Below are 10,782 nucleotides of genomic sequence, written 5' to 3'. Positions count from 1 at the left end.
GTCACATACCTTAGTATGCTCCCTCACCCTCATCCTTAGCGCCTTGCTTTTTACCTATTCTTACACACCTGAAGAGGGTGTGCCCAAATATTGCATTTTGACACACCCTCCTACGCGGCATACCGAACGCTGACCGCTGACTGCTGAATGACCATTAACAATTAATTTAGTGCAACTTGTCATAAACTTGTGGTTAAAGCTGAACGCTGAATACTGATGGCTGACCGCTGAATAACAATTAACCATTAACCATTGCTTCCCTCCCTCGGCCTCAGGCGGTGATCCGTCTGAGCAGGGAGCAGGGCGAAAGAAAATCAGGCTGTCCAAAGCGCAGCGAGTTCTCTGATTTTCCGCCCTGCGAGCGCAGCGAAGACGTGTGAAGCGCACGAAGCCTTGACCTTTTGATTACTTTTGGGTCAAGCCAAAAGTAACAACAAGCATAAAGAAAGAGGCTGCCTGAATGTGCGAACATTCAAGACAACCTCTTCGGAGTTAATCCATTTATTGGTAGGTTTACGAGACTATTTTTTTACTTTCTTAATCCAGCCCGATGACCCTCTGACGATGGCTGCACCTTCCGGCATAACCAGATCGTACACCGCTTCACCCGCTGGTTTTACCGTACGGAAGACCAGTTTGCCTCCGAACGTATAAACTTCGACCGTTTCCCTTACAGGAGACGTCACATAAAGCCGCCCGCCGGCAGTCCACACCTGCCTGTTCGCCTCGATGAGTTCATTACTTGTCGTCGTATGTACCGTGATCTTGAAGGGAATTTCGTTTTTAGCGAGGGTAGAACCGTCGGTAAACGTAAGGTGGAGCTTCTTGATCTGCGCATCGTAATTCCCTTTTTCAACAGACGGATCAGCCGTGTACGCAACATGAACCATTTCCCTGACAACGAACTGATCGGCAGCCTTACGGAGCATATTCGGTTTGATTTCGAACTTCCAACCGTTTCCTTCGGGAGTGATCGTTAACGTATACTGCTCGATAAGCGACTCTGCCAGTTTCGTTTTCTCCTGATCCAGTACAAGGCCTTTGGGCAGATTCAGCACGAACGAAAGCGTAAAGCCCTGATCGGTAGGAACGGTTAAAGAGAGCGTCACGACGTTCTTTTTATCCGTATCGGGCACGGGCAAAGCCGGAGGCGGGGGAATCACGATCGCGTCCTGCTTGCTGACCGTTACGTTACACGTTGCCTTGAATCCGCCGATTTCCGTCTGAACGGTAATTACAGCCTCTCCTTCGCCTACGGCCCTTACCAGTCCGGTGTCATCGACCGTGGCTACGCGTGTGTTCGAAGACGACCAGATGACCTCCCGGTCTACGTCTTCGTTCCAGGGACGTACCGTGTCGCTCAGCTGAATCTGCGCTCCCACCATCAGCTGCACTTCACTTATGTTCAGATCGACGGAGGAGGGCGCTTTCCGGCCTTTTTGCGTGATGGTGACCGTCCGCGTCTGATTACCCGCCTTAACGGTTACCGTGGCCGTACGATCCTGCGAGTCGTTGTTTGTCGTTGTCGTGGCCTTTACGGTGCCGTTCTTTGTTCCTGACGATGGCGACAAGGTGAGCCATTCCTCGGACGAAGTGGCCGTCCAGTCGGTATTCGATTGGATTGAAAGATACAGATCGTCGGCTACCTGCATCATGCGGGCCGTTTCGGGTGTAACCGTTAACTCGGCCGTTCCGGGCGTGACCGGACTTTCCGTAATCGTCCCGAAATCTTTCCAATCCGGAGCCGCTTGATAAAGCGCCTTCTTTCCGGCCGGTACTTTTAAGGTGGCGGCGGAAAGCGGAACGCCCTCAAAGATATCTGGATCCACAGAAAGTGGGTTGTTCCATTGAACGGTTACCTCTTTCAGGTTCTCGCAATGTCCAAAGGCATACCAGCCAATTGCAGTGACACCGGCAGAGATCGTAATCTTTTGTAATGCCGTGCAACTGACAAAAGCCGAATGTCCGATCGCAGTAAGCCCTGTGGGGAGTGTAATAGTTTGTAAAATAGTGCAATTTTTAAAAGCTCCAGCTCCGATTGTCGTAACGCCGTCAGGGACAGTAAAGGCGGTGCCCGGTTTCCCTTGGGGGTAACGGATCAATTCTGTCTTTCCTTTATTATAAAGCACGCCGTTTTCTGATTCGTAATGGGTATTAGCCGGATCGACATTGATGGCTGTCAAGGCCCAACAATTAAAACAGTCGCCTCCGATCGTGTTAACTTTAGCTGGGATCGTAATGCTGTGCAAAGTATTGCAATAACTAAAAGCAGAGTTGTCGATCGCAGTAAGCCCCGTGGGGAGTATAATGTTTTGTAATGCTTGACATACATAAAAGGCCCCATCTCCAATTTTCGTAACGCCGTCAGGGACGGTAAAAACAGTGCCCTGTTTCCCTTCGGGGTAACGGATCAATTCTGTCTTTCCTTTATTATAAAGCACACCGTTTTCTGATTCGTAATGGGTATTAGCCGGATCGACGTTAATGGCTGTCAAAGCCGGACATATGTTAAATACTCCGTATCCAATCGTCGTAACACCTGCCGGAATCGTAATGCTCTGCAGAGCTTCGCAATACGCAAAAGCTCTCTCTCCGATTGTAGTAACACTGGAAGGGATCGTAATGCTTTGCAAAGCTTCGCAACGCCAAAAAGCTCTGTTTCCAATTGTAGTAACACTTGCCGGAATCGTAATGCTTTGCAAGGCCTCGCAACCCGCAAAGGCCGCGTCTCCAATTTCAGTAACGCTGGCAGGAATCGTAATGCTCTGCATCACCCCAAGGCCTCCAAGGGCATCGTTTCCGATTTTAGTAACGCCATTTCCGATTGTTACGGTTTGAATTTCGTTTCCGTACATTCTCCATGGTGAGACGATGAGGGCGTCATAGTCAGGTATGGCTCCTGTTCCGGTGATGGAAAGGGTTTTGGTGCCGGCATCATAACTCCACGTAAGCGGCCCGGCTGTGCCGGTTACGGCTGTTCCATCCGTAATCGTCCCGAAATTTTGCCAAACCGGAGCGGCTTGATAATCGGCTACTTTACCGGCCGGTACTTTTAAGGTGGCGGCGGAAAGCGGAACTCCGCTAAAGATACTTGGAACTACGGGAAGTGGAGTATCCCACATTACGGTAATTTCCTTCAAATTCGTGCATCCGTCAAAAGCATAGCTTCCGATTGTAGAAACTGAAGCCGAAATGGTAAAGGTTGGGGTTGTTTTCCCGGCAGGATAACAAATCAACGCAGTCTTCGACTTATTGTAGAGTACACCGTCCTCCGCGGTGAAAGTCGCATTGTTCTGGTCAACGTGAATGGCTGTTAAGCCCGATCCAACAAAAGTATTTTCTCCGATTACGTTGACATTGGCTGGGATCGTAATACTTAGCAGGTTCTGGCAAGCTACAAAAGCGACGTTTCCGATCGTAGTAACACTGGAAGGAATGGTAATGCTCTGTAGTTTTGAACAGTTAATAAAAGCCTCGACTCCAATTTTAGTAACGCCCTCCCCGATCGTTACGGTTTGTATTTCGGAACGGTAAGCCTTCCATGGTTGAGGAGAAGCGTTAGAATAATCCGGCATGTCCCCTGTTCCGGTGATGGAAAGGGTTTTGGTGCCGGCATCGTAGCTCCACGTAAGCGGCCCGGTCTGGCCGCTTGTCTGCGCCTGCGCGCAAAGGGCAATCAATAGCCCTGTTACAAAGGTAAAAATTTTCAGTTTCATACTTTTTAATGTTTTATGTTTGACTAAAGTTTTAAAAATGTGTTCTGTTTTTCTTCGGCCTTTGCGGCACCTCGTATGGCACCGCAAAGGCGAAGATGAGAAAATGAGTTTTTCTCTTTACTGCATGATAATGAAAGAAATATTTAATTAAATGATCGTCGTCGAAGGTGCATCGTTTCTTTCGGCCTTATACTATTTCTCCTCAAAAACTTTTTCCGTATGACCGCAACGGTTGTTGCGACACACATATACCACATACGTGCCGCGCGGTTCCTCTTTTTCCGATACCGCATACATATACGCCCCGCAGTGCGGACATTCTTTTCCTCTTGCCATGTTACGTTATTTTTTTAAGTTATCAAACTCTTTTTTTAATTATTACACAATTGCTTTTTTGTCTGCTTGTAGACTTGTATGATGTATACTCCGCTTTTAAGTATCAACGTATGTTCTCCAGCAGAGAGTACTTCCATTATCAACCCAAAAGCTTCCTTGGCGCCTGTGGTTCATTTTTTTTTAAAGGATGAATCAAAATTTAAAAGAAACTCCCATGTGAAAAGCCGATAAACGGTAGCCTGTTTCGGCAAATGCCGCTAACTTATCGGAAAAATAATAGCGTGCGCCAATAAATTCGGAATGGGCGAAATGATATGTCGGCTTCGTTTCAGGGATTAAGTCCGAATCAATCTCTTTATTTTTACTGGTAACCGATGTTGTAGCTATATTTACCCCCAGCATTAAGCCGGCATACGTATCTAATCTTTTTACGAACTGATAGTGAAAGGCTCCTCGTGTACCTACAACCCAATCATTCCACCTGTATTTGAACTTATAAGGCCCATAACCTTCCTCGTTAGAGTCGGTTATGAAAGAAGCATATGCTCCTACACCTACCGAAGCCTTGCCGTTAATCAGACCATCGATGATGCATCGCTCATAAGAAAGCGTAAGGGTAGGAATACCGTCAATTTCATCTCCGTCCAGAAGATTACCGACTACGACTCCCAGGTTCAAATTGTTTTGACCTTTTGAAAAAACGTCCTGCGCATGGATGACATTCCAAAAAGAACCCATACAGATTAGAGTTAAAAAAAATCGTTTTGCCATAAAAAAAATGTTTGTTTTTAATTGTGCCTACTTGGACAGGGCTTCGGCATTCCCTTATATTCGTTGTGTTATTTTTTATTCATGATACAATTGCAACACTTCGTTTTCGGTAAGCGCACGATTATAAATTCGTACATCATCCAACACTCCGTTTAAAGGGAACCAATGATCCGAAAATTTTCCTAAATAAATATCTTGTCTGTTTATTATAGAAAAGTCGGGAATAGCATTGCTTGCCGATTTTAATTGCCCATTGATATATACTTTAACTTGATTTTTCCCTATAGCATAGACGATGTGCACCCATTTATTCAGCAGATCACCTTTCAGCACTCCAACATCGATTTTTTGTGCCCAGGCTTCATATGTTGCAAAATGTGTGCGTATTTCGTTGGAGTTTCCGATATATTCTAATGCAAATCCTCTTCTATCATGAGATTTAGCAAACAAAGTATGTGCTGCTCCGTTATTGGTAGAGCGCCCCCATCCGTCCATTCCATACCAGCTTATTGGTTTGACAAATAGAGAGATGGAACACTCATTCTCAAACTTTAGAGAATTGGAATTTTTTATCAAAATATATGCAGGCTTTGCTAATCCTCCGAATAGATATGCCCCTTTAGGATTCCCCTTTCTATCAGGACATAATACTGCGTTTTTTACAATGCCGTGATTGTTATTTCCACTTTCATCATTAGCATTTCCACTAAATGGGTAATACGCTACAAGCCCCTCGTTAATGGTCTGATGAGTCGCTTTCGATTGAACAAGCAGATGGAACGACGCCGTGATTTTCGTTTTATGATCGGTGGCGGTAATGGTTGTTTTACCCGGTTTTAGTGCCGTCACCGTTACGTTATCTTTTTCGATGGTTGCCGTTGCCACCTGCGGATTACTGCTGGAGATGCTGTAATCGCCGCTACCGGCCGATAGGATGGGTATCTTTTTCCTACTTTTTTCAACGATCGCGATCGTTGTGTCCTGCTTGGCTAATCTTAAAATCTGAAAACGGAAATCAGTGTCGGAAGGATAGGAGACGAGGCGATTATTGGGTGAATTTTTAATTGAATGTTCTGATATTAATCCAGGATATATTTGCCTGTAGCTAAGACCATTTATAAATCCGATTACTAAATTGCTAATATTGATTATGTCTATTCTTCCGTTTACTGCGTCAGAGTATCCAATTGATAAACTAACGCCTTTTGAATGTAGTATCTCCCCTAGTTCATTTTTAGGGTCTTTCATCCCCTCACATGTTCCTATATAGAGCAACGAATGTGGAAAGAAGTCCTCTTTGAAATTCTTGAAGAAATATTGGGATATTGCCACGTATGTGTTTTCTCTCTTTTTTCCATTTCTTTTTTCATCAATAATAAAACTTGCAAGTTTCAAGTCTTTCCAGTCTTTGAAAGACTTTCGGTCGTTTTGGAACAATAAATTATTGGAATCGTTTATTTCTTCGCCTGTCACCGTCCAAGTCGTTTTACTCTTTTGATCATATGTTCCATGACTCGAAATAAAGATACCGTCATATTCGTTAAAATGTTTTTTAATAAAGTTTCTGGTGAAATTATCCGATTCAAGCAGCGTTATATTTATCCCATTATAAATGCATGATTTGACAAAAGCTCTTAAGTCTGTAGTGTTGTCTATACGATTCTCGTCATTGGCTTGTTGGTGAATAATTAGACACTTAGGGTATACACTTTTTTCTCTTGAGAGGAGCTTAACAGATGCTATACTGCCTTGTTCCTCTTCTTGTTGGAGTGAGCGAGGGGCGAGATTTTCGTCCACATCGGCCCAAGGGTTAATATACCAAAACACCCATCCGCCATTTTTGTATTTGAGCGCGAGCTTATCGGTTTCGAACTCAATTGTTTCTATTTCGGGATTGCCCTTAAACTGATCTGCGACCTTCTTCAGTTCTTCGACCGGATTATCGGACAGTAGCGCCTCATCGGCTACGGGAGCAATCGTTTTGTGTACTTTGACGATGGCTTCCATTTGTTGCTTCTCTCTTTCTTCGGCCGTAAATTCTTTTTTCTCACAGCTGTTCAGCAGTATGGCGGCGAAGAGTAGCAGGATGTGATATTTTTGTTTCATGTCGTTTATTTTAGTCGATTCCTTTTTTGTTATGTCGATCACCTTCTCCGGTACTTTCAGGTATCGGAGAAGATGGTTTCATGCTATCTTTCCGGATTAAAGCTGTTTGGTCGAGAATTTTCCTTTGATTTCAACCTCTTCTCCTTTTAAGGATGAGCCTGTAGAGAAAGTCCCGCTAAAAGTTCCTTCGATTTTGCGTGCTCCGTATGTGCTTGTCGTCCCGATTCGGCTAATTGTAACCGTAACCTTGTTGTTTTTTGCCCAATACGTACCGGTGCCCGGGGTACCTCCCAATACCATGGTGGTGCTATTGGTCGTACCTACTTTAAAACTACCGACTTCAACCTGGTCGGGAAGCGTTAAGGAAAAATGTTCTTTGGCATCTTCGCTATGGGTAATCATACCTATTTGCTCCATCCAAAGCGTTTCGCCGATTTGATACGTCTTTCCGTCTACGGTAAACTCGTTAGCTCCGCCCGAAGCGGCCTCGTCTTTTCCACAACTACCTAATAAAATCAGGCTGGCTGTCAACATCATTGCTGTTCTAAAAAAACTCATCATCATTCAATTATTTGTTATTTATTACATTTATGCCTACTCTCTATGGCTTTTCGGCTTCCGCCCTTTTATTATTCTTTCTGTATACAGGATGCTTTACTATTTGATACTTATTTTATGTTATATTCCATTTTAACCATTCAAATTATTTCTTTGCAAAGAAACTTCAAGATGTATTTACAAAAAATCATTGGCTCTTTATTTTTATCCGAATTGATTTATTCGGATACTTTTTTGTGTTCGGACGCACATGCCCGACGATATTCATTGGGCGTAAGTTGCTCAAACTGTTTGAATGCGGTGTAAAAAGTTTGGGCGCTTCCGAATCCGGCTTCAAGAGCAATCTGCGCGATTTTGCTATTCCCATTGCGCAAAAGTTTTTTTGCTTCTTCTACACGGTAGAAGTTAACGTACTCTACAAATCCTTTTTTCATACGGCTGTTGATCAATATGGAAAGATAAGTTCGGTTGGTTCCGATATGTTCTGCCAGTAGATCAAGTGTCAGAGATGGGTTCTTATACATTTTTTCCTCTTCCATACAAGATAGCAGTTCTCGTAGCAGATTGTTGCTTTTTTCTTCGGAGAGTCCATTCTCATTTTTATTATCATAATTGTTTCCACAATGTAGACTAAATGTCTTTGCGGTTAATTCTGCCACCTTTCTGTTTTGCTGAGCCAATAAAATATGACTTTGTATTTTCTTTCTTTGTTGGTAATATGCTGATATGAAAAATATAAGAAGAAAGATACATATCGTCATTAGCCAACGATTCTTCTGTTTCTGAGTTTGTAAAAGTAAACCGGAGGTCTTGATTATCTGATCTTTTTGCTCTGTTTCGTACTTGGTTTTTAACTCCTGAATCGTAGCATAGCGTTCTTTGCTCTCTGCCGAGTCTTTCGCTTCCACTCTCATTTCTAAATATCGGATTGCATTTTCTCGATCGCCAACCTGCTTATAGAGATTGGCAATATCGTTATACAATATTTCTTTTTTGGCCCAATCCGTATTTGATTGGTGCATCAGGTCTAATGTATAATGAGAGAAGTAAAGTGCTTTTCTATAGTTTTTTATACTTGTATAGGTCTTACTCAATATCGCACATGCAGCGATCATTTGGATGGAATCTTTTTGCTGTTCGGCAATCGCTAATGATCTGTCGGCCTCAGCTAAAGCCTGCAAAAATTCTTTTTTGTGAAAATAGGCTTCTGCTTTGTTATTATAGATATACGTCAACTTGTTTCTTACATTTATTTCTTCGGTATCTATACGCAGAGCTTCATTGCAGAACTGTATACCTTCATCAAATTTTTGTTGTTCGATAGCTGCTCCACTTAAACTAACCAACAATGCGGATATGGCTTCATTGTTTTCTGCTTCAACGGCCAATTTATATGCGTCACGTAAATATTTTTCTGCGGTTGCAAAATCAGACAGTTGATAGTAAAAATAACCGAGATAGCTGTATACGAACATTGTATTGTTTTTGTTATCAAGGTTTTTTGATAACTCCAACGCTTTATCCATATACAATTGCATGGAGTCGTGCTTATGTAATCCAAAGTATGCAAGTCCTTTATTTAGAGAGAGTTTATATTCGATTAAGTGCTCGTTTTCAGGCTTTTCTTTTTTTAGGAGCAGATATGCGGTGTCAGCCAGTAAGATAGCTTTCAGGTGGTTCCCGGTAAAGTTCTTCTGCTCTGATAATGCTGTATAAACCTCAATATGTATTAGTTCATTTCCCCTAAAGTTTAAGTCTAATACGGCGTTAAAGCAAGAATCTGATGTAACATACTCTCCTAAAAATATACATGCTTCTCCTTTTGTTTTCAGGGCGGCTGCAAATAGAGAGTCATTATCCAACCGGTCGGCCAATAGTATGACACTGTCTAATGTGAGTAAGGCATTGGCCGGATCTTGCCGAGACAATACGATGCCTCGATTCAGTTGTGAATAAGCAGATTTTAGTTCTTTTTCATTTAGAGGATCAGGGTGATGTCCACAGCCTGAAGCAATTAGAAGTATTACAAATGATAAAATTGGAAAACAAATAATTGCCTGACGAATAAAAACAGGAAGCGTTCTGATAAATAAACAAATAGATGTTAGCATAGAATATGAAAATTAGCGATTACGTATAGAGGTTGCTCATATTGTTCAAAAATTAATTCATTTTATGCAGTGCGGACATTCTTTTCCTCTTGCCATGTTACGTTATTTTTTTAAGTTGTTTGTTTTAATTGTTTCTTGCTTTGCGCTTGCAGAGCGGGTTCCGGCCTTGGTGCAAAAACGTCTAAGCGTTTTCCCGAAATCGTCTAAACGTTTTGGTTAAATCGTCTAAGCGTTTTTTCGAAAACGTATAGGCGTTTTGCTCCTTCGGCTTCGATGCTTTTATTTTTCGTACTTTTCGTATTTCAGCGTTGCCAGCATTTCTTTCAGGTTTGTTCCGGGTCGGAACGTGATCTTCGAGTTGCGGATGAGCGACGCATTGAATTCTTTCCGGGTAACTGCCCCTTCGCTCGAGAGCGAAACCTGAAAGGACCCGAACTCGCCGAAACGAACGATTCGTCCTTCGGAGAGATGGTTGATCAGTGCTTTGACCAATACATTCAATACGGCTAATACGTCCGTATCGCTGACGGTGGTAGAAATGTTCGAGATTTCTTTACTCAGTTTTCTGAACGTCACTTCGCCATCGGCCTTGGCCGTAGCATAAAACTTTTTCGGTTCCGCAGGCTTCGACGGATTTCCCTTTTCTGTGATAATGTATTTTACCGACATGGTTCACTTAATTTAATCGTTCAACAATTGTTTTATCGCCGGCAAAGGAACGCAAAGAAATGTTTACAGCACTCCTTTTTGTTTGGTTTTTTTATCCGAATTGATCAATTCGGATACGATTCTGTTGTGTTTTCTTAAAAAGAGACGATTTTATGGTTAGTCAGCGTTCGGTCGTTGCGTAGGGGCGAACCTCTGTGTTCGCCCTTTTGTGTGTCGGATTATCCGAACGCAAATTTCGCAAATGGCGCAAATCAACGCGAATAAATCATTTTGCGTCGGGTTAAAACAACCATGGTACGCACCATAGAGACGCAATAATTTGCGTCTCTACCATCCGTGGCCGAATCGGTTGCTATGGCACGCGAACACAAGGTTCGCCCCTACGCGCGGCATCCGATGGCTGAATGCTGAACGCTGACTATTATCTCAGGCTTTCAGTCCTCTAAACAAAGTATGGGCATCGATCCCCCACCCTTGCGGGATGGGGCTGAAATAATCCGGGCTTTCAGCCCTTG

Annotated in this window: 7 protein-coding genes; all 7 read right to left on the bottom strand. The window is 43.1% G+C overall.

The window, feature by feature from the left end; all coding sequences use genetic code 11:
• Window positions 1-521: 521 nt before the first annotated feature.
• The 7 genes from Q4A89_RS11135 to Q4A89_RS11105 all read right to left on the bottom strand — a co-directional run bounded on the left by Q4A89_RS11135 (window position 522) and on the right by Q4A89_RS11105 (window position 10,267).
• A complete protein-coding gene (locus Q4A89_RS11135; RefSeq protein WP_303185547.1) occupies window positions 522-3,716 on the bottom strand; it encodes a leucine-rich repeat protein in 3,195 nt (1,064 codons plus the stop codon).
• A 192-nt stretch (window positions 3,717-3,908) separates the two neighbouring features.
• On the bottom strand, window positions 3,909-4,052 hold the full coding sequence (locus tag Q4A89_RS11130; RefSeq protein WP_124751871.1) for an ogr/Delta-like zinc finger family protein: 144 nt from the start codon (window positions 4,050-4,052) through the stop codon (window positions 3,909-3,911).
• 192 nt (window positions 4,053-4,244) lie between these two features.
• The gene (locus Q4A89_RS11125; protein ID WP_303185546.1) at window positions 4,245-4,823 is read right to left on the bottom strand and encodes a hypothetical protein; all 579 of its coding nucleotides are present in this window, start codon (window positions 4,821-4,823) and stop codon (window positions 4,245-4,247) included.
• 75 nt (window positions 4,824-4,898) lie between these two features.
• Window positions 4,899-6,929, bottom strand: a complete 2,031-nt coding sequence (locus Q4A89_RS11120; protein WP_303185545.1) for a LamG-like jellyroll fold domain-containing protein — start codon at window positions 6,927-6,929, stop codon at window positions 4,899-4,901.
• A 96-nt stretch (window positions 6,930-7,025) separates the two neighbouring features.
• Window positions 7,026-7,493: a hypothetical protein gene (locus tag Q4A89_RS11115; protein WP_303185543.1), complete on the bottom strand. Its 468-nt coding sequence runs from the start codon at window positions 7,491-7,493 to the stop codon at window positions 7,026-7,028.
• A 212-nt stretch (window positions 7,494-7,705) separates the two neighbouring features.
• On the bottom strand, window positions 7,706-9,598 hold the full coding sequence (locus Q4A89_RS11110; RefSeq protein WP_303185542.1) for a helix-turn-helix domain-containing protein: 1,893 nt from the start codon (window positions 9,596-9,598) through the stop codon (window positions 7,706-7,708).
• Between the two features lie 279 nt (window positions 9,599-9,877).
• Entirely contained in the window at window positions 9,878-10,267 is a 390-nt protein-coding gene (locus Q4A89_RS11105) for an HU family DNA-binding protein (protein WP_303185540.1), read from the bottom strand.
• Window positions 10,268-10,782: the final 515 nt, after the last annotated feature.

This window comes from Tannerella sp. (assembly GCF_030528505.1).
Taxonomy (GTDB): domain Bacteria; phylum Bacteroidota; class Bacteroidia; order Bacteroidales; family Tannerellaceae; genus Tannerella.
This window is presented reverse-complemented; position numbering and strand designations above follow the sequence as displayed.